Here is a 14,493-nt window from a genome sequence, read left to right as displayed (position 1 = left end):
GTACCGGGATCCCCGGTGCCGCGCCCGCCTCGTCCCGCCACGACGGCACCGAACCCGTCGCCGCCTCGACCGCCCCGGGGTCCGCAGCCGGTCCCGAACGCCAGCCGGCTCCTGACCCGCCCGCCGCTGCGGCGACGGTGTTCGGCGACCGGCTGGCCGTGGCGGCCCGCTTCGCCGACGTCCTCGCCGACACGGGTGTCTCACACGGGTTGATCGGGCCTCGCGAGGTCCCCATCCTCTGGGAGCGGCACATCCTCAACTGCGCCGTGGTGCACGAGGCGTTCCCCCACGGTGCGCGCATCGCCGACGTGGGTTCCGGCGCCGGACTGCCGGGGCTCGCCCTGGCGATCGCGCGGCCCGACCTCCGGCTCCACCTCGTCGAGCCGCTGCTGCGGCGCACGACCTGGCTCGAGGACACGGTGCGCACGCTCGGCCTGGACAACGTGACCGTCGTCCGCGCCCGTGCCGAGGAGCTCCACGGCCAGCTGCACGTGCCGTATGCGACGGCGCGCGCCGTGGCCCGGATCGACAAGCTCGCACGGTGGACCTTCCCCCTGCTCGCCCCAGGCGGAGAGCTCGTGGCCCTCAAGGGCTCGTCGGCCGCCGACGAGCTCGCCGCGCAGGAGCCGGTGCTGCGACGCCTGGGCATGACCGAGGCTGTCATCGAGACGTACGGTTCGGGTCTGCTCGACCCGGCCACCGTGGTGGTCCGCGCCACCGTCAGGCCCCCGGCGTCCAGTGGGTCGTCGCGGGGACGCACGAAGTCCCGCCGTCGCTCCGCGTGACGGCGAGCAACGGGGAGGACCCGCACCATGAGGTGGTCAGGTGCGCGCCCGTCCACCCGGGCAGGGTCGCCGACCCGGGGTGGCCGGGCATGGTCGACGACCGGGGCGTCAGGGGGTCGGGGAACGGACCTGCCTCCCGGTCCGACCGGCGTCGGCGGCATAGGGTTGGATGATGTCCATGGCCAGCAAGGAGACAGTGTGAGCGCGGCGGTACGACACCTCGACCGTGGGTTGGGCTGGCCATCGCTGGCGGGCCGCCCGACCACCGCACTGGGATGGCCCGGCGTGGACGGCAGATCGGTGGACGCTTCCGTTTCACGTGAAACAAGCGGAGGCGCACCGGCGTCGGGACCGGGCGCCCGAGCCCCCGGCTCGGAGAGCGAGTCGTCCTCCGATGCGGTGGACGACACCCCCGGTGCGACGACGGTGGGCAGGAGTGCCGCAACTCCGGCGCTCGGTGATGCCGAGGCAGCGGCCCACGCCTTGGCGGCGGTCTCTGTTTCACGTGAAACGGACGAGCGGGACGAGCTGGCGTCGTCGCTCCCCAAGGTCGACGCCGACACCCCCCTCGCTCTCGCCGTCGCCGAGGACGCCCGCAAGCGCATTGCCCTGACCGGCCGGGTCTTTCCCAAGCCGGCCGCGACCCGCGTGCTGACGGTGGCCAACCAGAAGGGTGGCGTCGGCAAGACGACGACCACGGTCAACATCGCGGCGGCGTTGGCGCAGGCCGGCCTGACGGTTCTCGTCATCGACATCGACCCGCAGGGCAACGCGAGCACCGCGCTCGGCATCGACCACCACTCCGAGGTCATCAGCATCTACGACGTGCTGGTCGAGGGGACCCCCATCGCCGAGGTCGTGCAGGAGTGCCCCGACATCCCCGGCCTGTGGTGCGCCCCGGCCACGATCGACCTCGCCGGCGCCGAGATCGAGCTCGTCTCGCTCGTCGCCCGGGAGACGAGGCTGCAGAAGGCGATCACCGCCTACCTCGAGCACACCACTGCGGCCGGGCAGGCTGTCCCGGACTACGTCCTCATCGACTGCCCACCGAGTCTGGGCCTCCTCACGGTCAATGCGTTCGTCGCGGCGCACGAGGTCTTCATCCCGATCCAGTGCGAGTACTACGCGCTCGAGGGGCTGTCCCAGCTGCTGAAGAACATCGAGCTGATCCGCAGCCACCTCAACCCGACCCTGCACGTGTCGACCATCCTGCTCACGATGTACGACGGCCGGACGCGACTGTCGGCGCAGGTCGCGGAAGAGGTGCGCGCCCACTTCCCGGACCAGGTGCTGCGCAACACGGTCCCGCGCAGCGTCCGGATCTCCGAGGCGCCCAGCCACGGGCAGACCGTGATGACATACGACCCCAACTCCAGCGGCGCCCTGTCCTACCTCGGGGCGGCAGCCGAGCTCGCCGACCGCGGAGCCGCCCCGACCACCAGCGCCCCCGCGCAGAACTGAGAGAGAACCAGCCGATGAGTGAGAAGCGCCGTGCGCTCGGGCGAGGCCTGGGCGCCCTGATCCCCAACGCCCCCGCGAACGCGACCAGCCGCCCGGTCGACGTGTTCTTCCCCGACCAGCGCCCTGCGGCCACCGACGGTGACGTCGCCGCGGAGTCCGGCGGCGTGGACGCAGCCGACCAGGTGGGCTCGCCCGCAGCCCGGCAGGACGGAGGCACCGGACTGGGGACGGGTGCCGGGTCGGCCCAGGTCGGCAGCGCGTCGCCCGAGGAGACCGCCGCCCTCGAGGGGACAACGGGGGACGCAGGCCTGGCTCCGGTGCCGGGCGCCTCCTACGGCGAGATCCCGCTCGACGAGATCCGCCCGAACCCGCGCCAGCCGCGTTCGGTGTTCGACGAGGACGACATGGCCGAGCTCGTCCACTCCATCCGTGAGATCGGCGTGCTCCAGCCGGTCGTCGTGCGGCCGATCTCGGCCGACCGGGACGGCGACGTCCCCGACGGTGTGCGGTACGAGCTCATCATGGGTGAGCGCCGGTGGCGCGCGTCCCGCGAGGCGGGCAAGGAGACGGTCCCGGCGATCGTCAAGGAGACCGAGGACGACGACCTCCTGCGCGACGCGCTGCTGGAGAACCTGCACCGCAGCCAGCTCAACCCGCTGGAGGAGGCGGCCGCCTACAGCCAGCTGCTCGAGGACTTCGGCTGCACCCACGACGAGCTCGCCGGCCGCATCGGCCGCTCGCGTCCCCAGATCTCCAACACGCTGCGGCTGCTGAAGCTCCCGCCCATGGTGGCGCGCCGGGTCGCCGCCGGGGTGCTGTCCGCCGGCCACGCGCGTGCTCTGCTCTCGCTCGAGGACGGCGCCGCGATGGAACGCCTGGCCCAGCGCATCGTGGCCGAGGGCCTGAGCGTGCGCAGCGTCGAGGAGATCGTCGCCCTCGGGGGCGACCTCGGCGACAAGACCAAGCCGCGTCGGCCCCGCGCCGGCAGCCGGCACCCCCAGCTGGACGACCTGGCGGCTCGCCTCTCAGACCGCTTCGACACCCGGGTCGCCATCGCCCTCGGACAGCGCAAGGGCAAGCTGACCGTGGAGTTCGCCTCGGTGGAGGACCTCAACCGGATCGTCGACCTGTTGGGTCTGGACCCGAAGGGCTGACACCCGGACCTGCGCTCCCGCTTGCAGCGGACCAGCCCCGGCCCGGGTCCCTGTGCGGACGCGCCACGAAGCCCGAATTCCCTTGCTGGGCAAGGGGATTCGGGCTTCGGTGTGTGGGGAGGGAAGCGACCAGCGCCGGTCCGGTGAGCCGTGGGGACGCTCAGCGGTGGGGGCGCTCAGCGGTGGGGGCGCTCAGCCGTGCGCGGCGAGGTAGGCGCGCAGGTCGCCGAGGCGCAGGACGCCGGTGGTCGCGGTGTCGTCGTCGCCGAGGTACAGCCGCTGCAGGCTGACCAGGACCGCCTCGGCCAGGACGTCGCGGAAGGCGGGGTCGGCCAGCCGCCGGGCATCCTGGGGGTGCGACAGGTAGCCGGCCTCGACCCGGACCGCGGGCATCGTCGTGTGCGTCAGCAGGGTCCACGAACGACCGTGCGATCGGCAGTTGGGCAGACCGGTGCGGGCGACGACCTCGCGCAGGACCAGGTCGGCGAGCTGCTCCCCGACGGCCGACCAGGCGGTCTTGCGGTCGCGCCCGAAGAAGAAGGTGGCGACACCGCTGGCGTCCTCGGCCTCGTGCGAGTCGCAGTGCAGCGACAGCACCACGTCGGCGCCGGCCGCGTTGGCGATGGCGGCGCGCTCCTCCTCGGTCGGGTCCGTGTGCTCGGTGCGGGTGAAGACGACGGACACTCCGATCGCGGTGAGGCGCCCCTCGATCCGCCGGGCGAGGTCCATGACGATCTCCGACTCGACGAGGCCGTTGCCCGTGGCACCGGTGCTCTCGCCGCCGTGGCCCGGGTCGAGGACCACCGTGCGCCCACTCAGGTTGTGGCCGGACCGGCGCACCCGCTCCCGCTCGCGCAGCACCGTCGCGGAGCCGCCGGACACCGACCGGCGCAGGTCCTGGAAGGCCCGCAGCGTCGCCGGCCCGACGGAACCGTCGTCGGGCAAGCCGTAGGCGCGCTGGAAGGCCCGCACCGCACGCTCGGTGTCGGGGCCGAAGCGGCCGTCCACCCGGCCCGCGGAGAAGCCCAGGGTGTTGAGCCGCTCCTGCAGGGCGGTCACGTCGTCGCCGCGCATGAGGTGGCCGGGGGTGTGCACGAGGATGCGGTCGCCGAGGTTCCACCGGGCACCGTCGAGCGCCGTGAAGGTCTCGACGCCCACGACCCCGTCGACGATGAGCCCCTTGTGCTGCTGGAACGCACGGACCGCACGCTGCAGGCCCTCGTCGAACACCTCGTCACCCCCGGGGCCGGCGGGGGCCACTCCCTCGGGCAGGTGGGCGGGGGAGAGGGCGGCCAGCCGCGCCCGGACGTCGGCCACGGCGGGGCCGGAGCTGCCGAGGCCCAGCAGACCCTGCTTGCTGTCGGACACGAGACCTCCGTGTGGCGGGTGGGGACGGGTGGACGGGGACGGGTTCGCGCGGTGCGGGCGCGGCCCGCCGAGGTGCCTCGCCTGCATCTGTGCAGGTCAGGGGCGCATGGCGACGGACCACCGGCGTGGTGGTGACGTCCGAGCCTAGGTCAGGTGCGGGCGTGGCACCAACCTCAACTGCTTCTTGGCCCCGGCCCCCGAGGGCCCGGGCACGACGATGCCGGCCGGTCCCGATGGGGGACGCGGCCGGCATACGTCGTCGTGCACCGGCGCCGGCGGCACCCGGAGGTGCCGCGAGGCGGATCAGCCCAGGTAGTCGGCGAGCTCGCGGACCAGCTTGGGCTTGGGCAGGGCGCCCACGAGGGTCTTGACGACCTCGCCGCCCACGTAGACGTTGAGCGTCGGGATGCCGGTGATGCCGTAGCGGCTGCTCACCTGGACGTTCTCGTCGGTGTTGAGCTTGACCACCTCGATCTTGTCCTTGTGCTGCTCGGCCAGCTCCTCGAGGATCGGGGCGACGGCGCGGCACGGGCCGCACCACGGTGCCCAGAAGTCCACCAGGACCGGCTTGTCGTTCTTGAGGACGTCGGCCTCGAAGGTGGCGTCCGTGGTGTCCTTGATGGCTCCCACTCGGGGGCTCCTTTCGGTGGTGCTTTGGCGGGGTTCGGGGGTTGCGGCCAGCGTCGCAGGCCGCGGTGACAACGGTGTGCCGGTCAGCGGACGCCGACGGGGCTCTGCTCGGGGTGCTCCTGCTCGATGAGCGCCTCGGACTGCGCCGGGGAGCCGGCCTCGTGGTGCTCGGCGAGGTACTTCTCGGCGTCGAGGGCGGCCGCACAGCCCGAGCCAGCCGCGGTGATCGCCTGGCGGTAGGTGTGGTCGACGAGGTCGCCCGCCGCGAAGACACCGGTGAGGTTCGTGCGCGTGGTCCGGCCCTCGACGAGCACGTACCCCTCGTCGTCCAGCGCCACCTTCTCGGTGTCCGTGGTGCCGGTGAGCAGCTCGTTGCGCGGGTCGTGCCCGATGGCGACGAACAGGCCGGTGACCGCGAGCTCGCGGGTCTCGCCGGTGACGGTGTCGCGCAGCGTGACGCCGGTGAGCTTGGCGTCGCCGTGGATCTCGGCGACCTCGGAGTTCCAGGCGAACCGGATCTTCGGGTTGTCCAGGGCGCGCTGGGCCATGATCTTGCTGGCCCGCAGCTCGTCGCGGCGGTGCACGATCGTCACCGAGCGGGCGAACTTGGTGAGGAAGGTGGCCTCCTCGACGGCAGAGTCGCCGCCGCCCACCACCGCGATGTCCTGGTCGGGGAAGAAGAACCCGTCACAGGTGGCGCACCACGAGACGCCGTGGCCGGACAGGCGCTTCTCGTCCGGCAGCCCGAGCTCGCGGTAGGCCGACCCCATCGCGAGGATGACGGCGTGGGCGCGCCAGGTGGTGCCCTCGGCGTCGGTGACGACCTTGACGTCGCCCTCGAGCGAGACAGACTCGACGTCGTCGGTGACGATCTCGGCACCGAAGCGCTCGGCCTGGGCGCGCATGTTCTCCATGAGCTCGGGGCCCATGATGCCGTCGCGGAAGCCGGGGAAGTTCTCCACCTCGGTGGTGTTCATCAGGGCGCCACCGGCGGTGACCGCGCCCTCGAAGAGCACCGGACGCAGGTTCGCACGCGCGGCGTAGACGGCCGCCGTGTACCCCGCCGGGCCGGACCCGATGATGATCAGACTGCGGATGTCGGCAGGTGCGGTGGTGCTCACGCGGCTACAGCCCCTTGTGGTCGAGAAGTGGGAGCACCGCTACATGCGGTGTCGAGTACGTCAACCGATCGTAGGGCCTTTGTGTTCCACGGACCGCCGGGAGGCCCGCGGCGCGCCGGGTGCTCAGGGGAGCGGCACGGGCCCGGCCAGGCGCGCGGGGTGGGTGCGGTCGCACTCCGGGCCCACGGCATACACCTGCTGCCCGGTGTCGCTGCTGACCACGGCGACGACGGCCTCGCGCCCCTCGTAGCTCGCGACGTCGGCCCAGACCGGCATCCAGGCCTCCACGCCGAGCGTGGTCAGGCAGGCGCGCAGCCCCTCCTGGCTCTCCGCGGGGCCCGCTGCGCCGGAGGGCACGCCCTTGCCGGGCGAGGTGCCGCTCTCACGGCTGGCCCGGACCTGGGAGACCAGCGTGGCGGCGGTGTATGCCGTGCCGGTGCCCACGAGCGTGACCGGCCCGGTCGCCCCCGGGGCACGTTCGCCGACGGCGATGCCGGGGCTCGTCGCGCCGTCGGAGGGCGGGGTGAGGGCCGGGGACGACAGGGCGGTGCTGGCGGCGCTGCCCGCGGACGAGCCCGAGGAGGAGTCACCGGCGAGCAGCGCCGTCACGCCGCTGAGGCCCCCGCCCGCCAGCGCGGGGAGGCCCACGGCCACCGCGGCGACGGCCGCTGCGGCGACGCCGAGCTGCTTCCACCTCCACCGGCGCCGGGGGGAGAGGGGCACCACGGACGCACCCGTGGCCCCGTCGTGCCCGCGCCGCGCCGCCTGCTCGGCGGTCAGCGAGGCCTGGATCCGCGCGACGAGGTCGTCGGGCATGGGGCCGGGGTCGGGCAGGGAGCCGAGCAGCGCCCGGATGCCGGTCGGGTCCTCGTCGAGGTCGTCGGGGTCGGGCGGCACGGGCGGGGTGCTCACCACGACGACCTCCGGATCGGGAACGGGAAGGGGCTGCGGACGTCGCCGCACGGTGCCGGGGGACCACCCGGGCGACGGGCGGCCGCGCTGCGGAGGCGACATGGGTAGGACGTCACGACTGCCCCGAAGGTTCCCGCAGGAGCCTGGCCATCGCCTCGCGGCCGCGGCTGCACCGCGACTTGACCGTGCCCTCGGCGACGCCGAGGACCGCGGCGGCCTCCACCACGGACAGACCGTGCATGTCGACGAGGACGAGCGCGAGCCGCTGGCCCTCGGGCAGCTGGTCGAGGGCTTCGCGCACGTCCAGCCGGGTCTCGACGGAGCCGGGGTCGTCGTGCCGGTCGGCGAGCTCACGCTCGGGCAGCTCGCTGGTGGGCCGGTCGCGGCGCAGGCGGTCCAGGCACGCGTTGACGACGATGCGGTGCAGCCAGGTGGTGACCGCTGCGTCGCCGCGGTAGGAGTCGGCCCGCCGGAAGGCGGAGACGAACGCGTCCTGCACGCAGTCGGCGGCCAGCTCGCGGTTGCCGGTGGTGCGCAGGGCGACTGCCCACATGCGGTCGCGGTGCCGGCGGAACAGCTCCCCGAACGCGTCGGGGTCGCCCTCGACGTGGGCGCGCATCAGCTCACGGTCGTCGCGCTCCCGAAGCGAGGTGTCGCCCATGCCCGTGCCGTGCCGCCCGGCTCAGCGGACGGTGACCTCGGCGAGCGTCGCCCGGAAGCGGCCGTCGGCGACCTGCGAGAGCTTGGTGAACCAGACGAAGACGTACTGGCCCTGGACGGGGGCGCCGTCCTTCGTCAGGGTGATCGCGCCGGACTTGCCGGACGTCGTCCCGATGTCGGTGGCGGTGTCGCGGTTGCGGTCGGGCCCGACGGAGACGGTGACGTCCGCGGGGTCCGGCAGCACGATCTGCACGGAGTGGACCGCCCGCACCTGGCCGAGGTCGAGACGGACGCCGACACCCTTCTTCAGGCCGCCGAGGTTGGCGCTGGCGTACCCCTCCGAGCTCCAGAACGTGCTGGGGTTGCCGTCGTAGACGCGCGGCGCCTCGCCGTTGCGCTCGGCGTTGTCGCCCTCCGGGTCGTAGCCGGTCGCGCCGAGGATCGGGTACGGCTCACCGCCCTGGGCGCCGGCGGTCGTGGTCGGCCCCTGACCCGGGGTGACCGTCGCCGGGGGGGCGGTCACGGTGACGGTGCCCCGCGGCGTCGACCCGCTGCCCAGGCTGAGGTTGGTGTTCTCGCCGATGCGGGAGACCCCCCAGACGGCCAGGGCGGTGACCACGACGAGGAAGGCGGCGATGATCGCCAGCGCGAGCTTGGACTGGTCGCGGGTCGGCGGTGCGGCCAGCTCCTGCGGCAGGAGGGGCAGTGGCGGGTCCAGGGGCTCGCCGGTCTCGACGAGGGCGTCGTCGAGACTGATCCGGCGCTCGTCGGCCCGTTCCTGCGCGGCCTGGCGCTGGGCCCGGCGCTCAGCGGCCTTGTCCGCCGCCGCCCGGGCGAAGCTGCCGACCTTGTGGGCGGCCTCCGCAGCCGCGTGTCCGGCGGCCTGCCCGGCGGTTCCGAGCGCGGAGCCGACGGCACCCGCCGCGGCGGCGGCGCCCGCGGCGGCAGCCGCGCCACGCGCCGGGCCTGCCGCACCCTCGTCGCCCGCCTCCGACGCGGGGGTGCGCGCACCCGCCGGCTCGAAGCGCAGGGGCGCGGTGGGCGTGGCGGCGTGGTCGACCGGGGTGGCGGGGTGCAGCCCCGTCGCACCCGGCGCCGGGAGGACCTGCGTCGCGTGCGCGTCGGCACCGGCGGCACCGGCCGACGCGGGTGAGGGCTGCTGACCCGTGGCGTCCGTGGCCCAGGGCAGGTCGGCCAGCGGGAGTGCCACGGTCGGGTTCGAGTCGTCCTCGCGGGCCGGCGTCGCGACCCCGGCGACCTGGGACGTGGCCCAGGGCGCGATCTGGCTCGCGAAGTCGCCCGGGGTCAGGGGCCCCTGGTCCTCGTTCAGGGTGAGCCGGCACAGGGCGTCGAGGTCTCCCGGGACGCCGGCGGCGATCTCCGACGGCGCCGGCACCCCGCTGATCACGTGCGGCGCCGCCTCCAGCCCCGCCACGGAGCCGGGCAGGGGCCACCGGCTGGTCAGCGCGGCATACGTGATCGCCACGACACCCACGGCATCGGTGCGGGCGGCCACGTCGGGCTCGACGTCCTCGACCTCGGCCATGGCGGCCGCGGTGGCCAACCCGCGCACCTTGACGGTGCCGTCGGGGCCGCGGAGCACGGCGTGCGGGGTGAGGCGCAGGTGGTGCAGGCCCCGGGCGCGGGCGGCCTCCAGCCCGCTCGCGGCCTCGCCGGCGACCCGGCGAGCCTCCTCTGCCGGCAGCCCGCCCTGCGAGAGCAGCTGGGTGAGGGTGTGGGCGTCGTGCAGCAGCTCCTCGACGAAGAAGGCGATCCCGTCGGACCGCCCCACGTCGAGGACGCGGACCAGCCGCGGGTTGTCGATGCCGGCGGCGCGCCGGGCCGCGTCCAGCGTCGCGTCGGCGTGCGACTCGTACTCGGCGAAGCAGACGATGACGACGTCGCGGTCGAGGGTGGTGTCGTGGGCGGACCACCGCTCTGCGCGGGCCATCTGCTCGAGGCGCCGCTGCACGGCATAGCGGTCACCGAGCACCGTCGAAGGGCCTACCCCGTGCACGCTGCCTCCCTCGGTCTCCTCGTGCGGTGGTCCCTCATCCTAAGGGCGTGCAGGTCAGGACGACCGCCGACGCAGGCGCCGGAGCACGGGGTCGAACAGCTGCCCGACCTCCTCGACGCGCAGGAGGTGGGACAGGACCAGGGCCAGGACGAGGAAGACACCGCCGCCCACCACCACCTCCAGCAGGGCGGTCAGGTGCGTGTCGGGGAGCCCGGCTGCGAGGAGGCGGTCGAGGGGCCAGGCGACGAGGCCCGCCACCAGGGAGGCGACGGCGAGCCGGGCGTAGAGCCGCACCGTGGGGTGCAGGGCCAAGGCGCCGAGCCGGCGGCGCAGGAGGGCGAACCCGACGAGGGCGGCCACGAGGTTGCTGAGGGTCTGGCCGATGCCGACGACGACGCCGGCCTGGCGGGGGTCGACGGTGAACGCGTAGAGGTTGACCGCGGTGGCGATGCCCGTGACGACGAGCTGGAGGAGGAACGGGGTCCGCGCGTCCTCGTACGCGTAGAAGACGCGCTGGATGAGGTAGAGCCAGCCGAAGGGCAGGATCCCGACCATCATGGCGATCATGACGTGGGCGACCGGCCGGGTCGCGGCCGCCGAGTTGCCGAAGAAGAGGAGCCGGACGAGGGGCTCGCCGAAGAGCACGGCGGCGACCATGCCGGGGACCAGCAGCACCGCGGGCAGTCGCAGGCCTCGGCCCAGGTCGGCCACCACCTCGGCGGTGCGGCCGGCGCTCGCCGCGGTGGACATGCGGGTGAACAGTGCCGTCACCAGCGACAGCGTGATGAGCGAGTGCGGCAGCATGAACAGCAGGAAGGCGTTGCTGTAGGTCGCCTTGCCGGCCCCGATCTGGTGGGACCTGTCCAGCAGGCCGGTGGCCCGGGTGAGCACCCGCGAGGTGACGACGAACCCGAGCTGGCTGACGGCCAGGGCCGCGAAGGTCCACAGCGCCACCCGCGACGCGGACCCGAGGCCGGTGCCTCGGAACCCCCAGACCGGGGTGAACCGGAAACCGCCCCGCCGCAGCGGGACGACGAGCACCAGGGCCTGCGCGACGATGCCCAGGGTGGTGGTGCCACCCAGGATCCACACCATGGCGGGGGTCCACCCGGCGGGGCCGACCTGGGTCGGGAAGCCGGTGAGCAGGACGAGCAGGCCGCCGATCATGACGACGTTGGCCAGGGCGGGGGCCCACATGTACGCCCCGAACTGGGCGCGGGCGTTGAGCACCTGCCCGAGGACGGTGTACAGGCCGTAGAAGAACATCTGCGGCAGGCAGATGAAGGCGAACGCGGTTGCCAGCCCGACCGCCCGGGCGTCGGTGAAGTCGGCGAAGGCACGCACGAGCAGCGGTGCCGCGGCGGTCACCAGGACCGTCCCACCGGCGATGAGCGCGATCGAGATCGTGAGCAGGCGGTTGACGAACTCGTGGCCGCCGTCGTCGTGGGCGGCCGCCTTCGTGATCTGCGGGACGAGGACGGCGTTGAGGACGCCCCCCGCGAGCAGCAGGAAGAAGAGGTTGGGCAGCGTGTTGGCCACGTCGAACGCGTCGGCGGCCAGGCCGGTCGTGCCGATGACGGCCGCCAGCATCGTGGCCCGGACGAACCCCAGCGCGCGCGAGACCACGGTGCCTCCCGCCATCACGGCGGAGGAACGGGCCAGGCTGGACTCGGTCATCGGGGAACCTCGGGGGTCGTGGGGCTGGTCGGGCGTCGGCGGGGGCGGCGCAGGAAGGTGCGCGCGAGCCCAGCCAGCAGGATGAGTCCCGCGAGCCCGCCGAGGACCCAGTAGACCCAGTCTCCCGTGGGGGTGACCCGGACCTGGACCTCGGCCCCCTGCCCGATCACGGTGCCGTCGGGAGCGGTGAGCGTCGTCCGCAGGGGGACCGGACCCGCGGCCAGGGCGGTGACACCGACGCTGACGGTGGCCCGGCTGCGCGGCCCGATCCGCAGGATCGGCGGCTGGCTGTCGATGCGCAGGCGCGGGTTCGACGCCTCGACCTCCAGCCTGACGTTGTCCACCGGCACGGGGAGGTCGTTCGTGACGGTGATCTGCAGGCGGCCGGACTCGGCGAGGAAGTTGATCGTCCCTGCGAGGACCTTGACGGCCGACGTGGTCTGCGCGGCGGCTCGGTCCACGCGCCCCTCGAGCGTGCTCCAGGCCGTGGGGGCGGCGCGCCACCGGGTCGAGGCGAGCTGTTCGGCCGCCCTGCTCCACGTGCGACCGAACTGGTCGCCGTCGTCCCTGATGGTCGCCACTCCCTGGACGGTGCGGACGATGCGCTCCAGGGCCGCCACCCGGTCTGCCGTCAGCACGGGTCGTCCGCCCGGGAACGGCTCGGTGGGCCGGGTCACGGGGGCGGCAGGGGAGGGGGTGGCGTGCCGGGCCTGCGCGAGCTCGGCGTCGGTCGTCGTGGGGGTGAGCCACGGGATGGCGGCGGCGGTCGTGAAGAAGGCACGGGCGGTCGCCGGGTCGGGTCCCCACGAGCGTGGCGCCACGACGAGCACGGTCCGGTTCTCGGTCCCGGGCAGCTCGTTGAGCAGCGCGGCGGTGTCGGCCACGAACTGCTGGGCGCTGAGCACCCCCTCCTGCGGCGACCGGGTCCGGGCCAGCAGGCTGCTGAGCTCGTCGTCGTAGGCGAGCAGGGGCAGCCCGGACACCGAGCGCTGCGCGGCCACGGGGGTGCTGGTGGTGGCGTCCCCACCGAGGACGGAGGACGAGATGACCTGTCCGGCCAGCGCCGGGCCCTGGTACACGCGTCGCAGGGCGCCCTCGCGGCTGGTCGTGTACGCCCCGTCCACCGGCCACGCCACGTCGGAGCGACCGCCGAGGGCCCGGGCCACGGGGGCCGAGCGCGCGACGTACCCGCGCATCAGCGAGTCCCCGGACGGGGTCCCGACCACGGCGGCGAGGTCGGCGTCGGTGTCGGGCAGGACCCAGGGGGAGTGCCTCTGGGCGCCGCTGGTGATGCGCCCCTCCGTGGCGGAGCGGAGGGCGCGCTCGCCGGCCGCGTCCGCGCCCGTCGCGACGTCGTGCTGGCCCTGCAGCAGGCTCGGGGTCAGCGTCGGGTCGACGGCCCACGTCACCGTCGTGTCCTGGGTGGCGTCGAGGACCCGGCTCAGCCGCGAGCCGTCACCGAGCGCGCGCTGCCAGGCGTCCTCGCGGGGCTGGCCCTCCGCCGCGAACAGGTCGGGGTCGGGGTCCAGGGTCAGCGGCACGGCCCAGGCGACCGACAGCGGCTGGTACTGCTTGAGGCGCTGGTACCCGGCGAAGGTCCGCACGCTCGCGCTGCCGCTCTCGACGCTGAGCGGCAGGGCGCCGTAGGTGGACCCGGTGGCGCGGGACGCGAGCTTGCTCACCACCACCCGGAAGCCGCTGCTCGCGCCGGGGGCCAGGGTCCCGCCGAGACGGGTCTGCCCCACCACGGTGCCGCGGGCGGGCCCGGTGGCGCTCGCCCACTCCTGAACGCGCTCGCGCGACTGCTCGACCGGCGTGTCCCCCAGGACCACCTGCACCGTCGGCCTGGGCAGGGGCGAGCTCGTCCCGTTGCGCAGCGAACCGGTGACGACGAGGTCCTGTCCGGGCTGGACGACGGCCGGGCTCACCGAGGTCAGGGTGAGGTCCGTGGACCCCGGGTCGGCGGTGGGGGCGCTCGCCGGCACGCCCGGGTCGGCCACCGTGCCCGGCTGGGCCGCGACGGCGGGCTCGCCCACCAGGTGGGCGGAGGCGCCGCCTGCCACACCGGCAGGAGCCCCGGCGGGCGCGCCCGCGGCATACCCGGCGGCCGCACCGGGGCCGAGCAGGAGGGTGACGGCGGACAGCACGAGGGCCGCCGCGCCGAGCGCGCGGCGCCGGGGACCGCCGACCATCAGCCGTCCCCGGAGAGGCGGGCCCAGGCCTGCCGGGCGATGCGTCGCTCGTTGGGGAAGGTGAGGTGCTCGTGGGCCTCGTGCAGCGGCAGCCACGCGACGTCCACGGCCTCGTGGTCGGGGTCGTTCTCGATGGTGAGGTCGCCGCCGGTGGCCTCGAGCAGGTAGTGGTGGACGAACTTGTGCACCCGGCGCTCGCCGGTCGCGAACCAGTAGTCGATGGTGCCGAGCTCGGTGAGCACGCGTCCCTCGATGCCGGTCTCCTCGGCCACCTCGCGGGCCGCGGCCTCGACGAGCGTCTCGCCGTCCTCGCGGTGCCCCTTGGGCAGGCACCACTCGATCCGCCCGGCCCGGTTGCGCCGCGCGATGACCGCGATCCGGGCGACGCCGTCCTGGACGTCGACGACGATCCCCCCGGCCGAGCGCTCCTCCACCGCGGGCAGCCTGCGGGCCAGGCGGTCCGGTTCGGGCGCGGGGGAGGTCACCCCGCCACTCTAACGAGCGCCTAGGCTTGGT

The 14,493-nt window shown here is 74.3% G+C and carries 12 protein-coding genes; 3 read left to right on the top strand and 9 right to left on the bottom strand.

Going from position 1 to position 14,493, the window contains the following annotated elements:
• From rsmG to ACFUC1_RS11360, 3 genes are all read left to right on the top strand, one after another.
• The coding region (gene rsmG, locus ACFUC1_RS11370) for a 16S rRNA (guanine(527)-N(7))-methyltransferase RsmG (protein ID WP_379119735.1) at nt 1–785 on the top strand (785 nt) is incomplete at its 5' end.
• Nucleotides 786–1,184: 399 nt separating this feature from the next.
• On the top strand, nt 1,185–2,246 hold the full coding sequence (locus ACFUC1_RS11365) for a ParA family protein (protein WP_379119734.1): 1,062 nt from the start codon (nt 1,185–1,187) through the stop codon (nt 2,244–2,246).
• Nucleotides 2,247–2,260: 14 nt separating this feature from the next.
• Entirely contained in the window at nt 2,261–3,400 is a 1,140-nt protein-coding gene (locus tag ACFUC1_RS11360; RefSeq protein WP_379119732.1) for a ParB/RepB/Spo0J family partition protein, read from the top strand.
• Nucleotides 3,401–3,592: 192 nt separating this feature from the next.
• Here the strand turns inward: ACFUC1_RS11360 and ACFUC1_RS11355 are convergent, their stop codons facing one another.
• From ACFUC1_RS11355 to ACFUC1_RS11315, 9 genes are all read right to left on the bottom strand, one after another.
• A complete protein-coding gene (locus tag ACFUC1_RS11355; protein WP_379119730.1) occupies nt 3,593–4,768 on the bottom strand; it encodes an N-acetylmuramoyl-L-alanine amidase in 1,176 nt (391 codons plus the stop codon).
• Between the two features lie 303 nt (nt 4,769–5,071).
• Nucleotides 5,072–5,398, bottom strand: coding sequence for a thioredoxin (gene trxA, locus ACFUC1_RS11350; protein ID WP_310152078.1), 327 nt, complete (start codon nt 5,396–5,398; stop codon nt 5,072–5,074).
• An 83-nt stretch (nt 5,399–5,481) separates the two neighbouring features.
• Nucleotides 5,482–6,519, bottom strand: a complete 1,038-nt coding sequence (trxB, locus tag ACFUC1_RS11345; protein ID WP_379119728.1) for a thioredoxin-disulfide reductase — start codon at nt 6,517–6,519, stop codon at nt 5,482–5,484.
• Between the two features lie 123 nt (nt 6,520–6,642).
• The gene (locus ACFUC1_RS11340; protein WP_379119726.1) at nt 6,643–7,431 is read right to left on the bottom strand and encodes a hypothetical protein; all 789 of its coding nucleotides are present in this window, start codon (nt 7,429–7,431) and stop codon (nt 6,643–6,645) included.
• Between the two features lie 112 nt (nt 7,432–7,543).
• A complete protein-coding gene (gene sigM / locus ACFUC1_RS11335) occupies nt 7,544–8,092 on the bottom strand; it encodes an RNA polymerase sigma factor SigM (protein WP_379119724.1) in 549 nt (182 codons plus the stop codon).
• Nucleotides 8,093–8,113: 21 nt separating this feature from the next.
• The gene (locus ACFUC1_RS11330; RefSeq protein ID WP_379119722.1) at nt 8,114–10,084 is read right to left on the bottom strand and encodes a hypothetical protein; all 1,971 of its coding nucleotides are present in this window, start codon (nt 10,082–10,084) and stop codon (nt 8,114–8,116) included.
• 78 nt (nt 10,085–10,162) lie between these two features.
• Entirely contained in the window at nt 10,163–11,785 is a 1,623-nt protein-coding gene (gene murJ / locus ACFUC1_RS11325; RefSeq protein WP_379119721.1) for a murein biosynthesis integral membrane protein MurJ, read from the bottom strand.
• Entirely contained in the window at nt 11,782–13,977 is a 2,196-nt protein-coding gene (locus ACFUC1_RS11320) for a DUF6049 family protein (RefSeq protein WP_379119719.1), read from the bottom strand. The genes murJ and ACFUC1_RS11320 overlap by 4 nt, the downstream gene beginning before the upstream one ends.
• Nucleotides 13,977–14,462, bottom strand: a complete 486-nt coding sequence (locus ACFUC1_RS11315) for an NUDIX hydrolase (protein WP_379119717.1) — start codon at nt 14,460–14,462, stop codon at nt 13,977–13,979. Before ACFUC1_RS11315 ends, ACFUC1_RS11320 begins: the two co-directional genes overlap by 1 nt.
• Between the last annotated feature and the right edge of the window lie 31 nt (nt 14,463–14,493).

The sequence above is a fragment of the Pedococcus sp. NPDC057267 genome (assembly GCF_042668795.1).
Taxonomy (GTDB): Bacteria; Actinomycetota; Actinomycetes; order Actinomycetales; family Dermatophilaceae; genus Pedococcus.
Note: the sequence above shows the minus strand (reverse complement) of the source record. Positions and strands in the feature narration are given on the sequence as shown.